The sequence below is a fragment of the Saccharothrix hoggarensis genome (assembly GCF_042678885.1).
Lineage (GTDB): Bacteria > Actinomycetota > Actinomycetes > Mycobacteriales > Pseudonocardiaceae > Actinosynnema > Actinosynnema hoggarensis.
In genome coordinates this window covers 1-858 of the sequence record NZ_JBHTLK010000507.1, presented here as the reverse complement: position 1 = coordinate 858, position 858 = coordinate 1, and the positions used below count along the sequence as shown (strand labels likewise).

Below are 858 nucleotides of genomic sequence, written 5' to 3'. Positions count from 1 at the left end.
GACGACAGCGTGCCCTCGAACGAGATCAGCGTCTGGATGGTGCCCAGCACGAGCACGCCGACCACCGAGCCGATCACGAACCCGACGCCGCCGGACAGGAGGCTGCCGCCCACGACCACCGCGGCGATCGCGTCCAGCTCCATGCCGACCGCGTGGAGGCTGTAGCCGGACAGCATGTAGAGGCTGAACAGCAACCCGGCCAGCGCCGAGCAGAACCCGCTGATCACGTACACGCCGATCTTCACGCGCGCCGTGGACAGGCCCATCAGCCGTGCCGACGTCTCGCTGCCGCCCACCGCGTACACCGTGCGCCCGAACCGGGTCAGGTGCAGCACGTACACCGCGGCCAGCACGGTCACCAGCGCGATCACCACGCCGTAGGTGATGGTCACCCCGCCGGGCAGCTCCACCGAGCCCGTGGCCAGGTCGCGGAACGTCGGGTCCTTGATGGACACCGACTCCACGCTGATCACGAAGCACAGGCCGCGGGCGAGGAACATGCCCGCCAGGGTCACGATGAACGGCTGCACGGCGAACCGGTGGATCACCCAGCCCATCGCCAGGCCGAGCCCGGACCCGGTCGCGAGCACGGTGATGACGACCAGCCAAGCGGGCCACCCGGCCTGCAGCGCCGCCGCCGCGATCATGGTCGACAGCGCGACCACCGACCCGACCGAGAGGTCGATGCCGCCGGTGAGGATCACGAAGGTCATCCCGACCGCGAGGACGATCAGGAACGCGTTGTCGATGAACAGGTTCGCCATCACCTGTCCGGAGGCGAACCCCTCGTACCGCGCCGAGCCCACGCCGAACGTCGCCACGAACACCACGAAGGTCGCGATCACCGGGAGGAACCGC

General features: G+C 69.3%; 1 protein-coding gene. It reads right to left on the bottom strand.

Translation table 11 applies throughout. The features are described 5' to 3' along the window. A partial coding sequence (gene yjfF / locus ACFQ3T_RS36810) for a galactofuranose ABC transporter, permease protein YjfF (RefSeq protein WP_380730819.1) occupies positions 1 to 858 on the bottom strand: 858 nt, incomplete at both ends.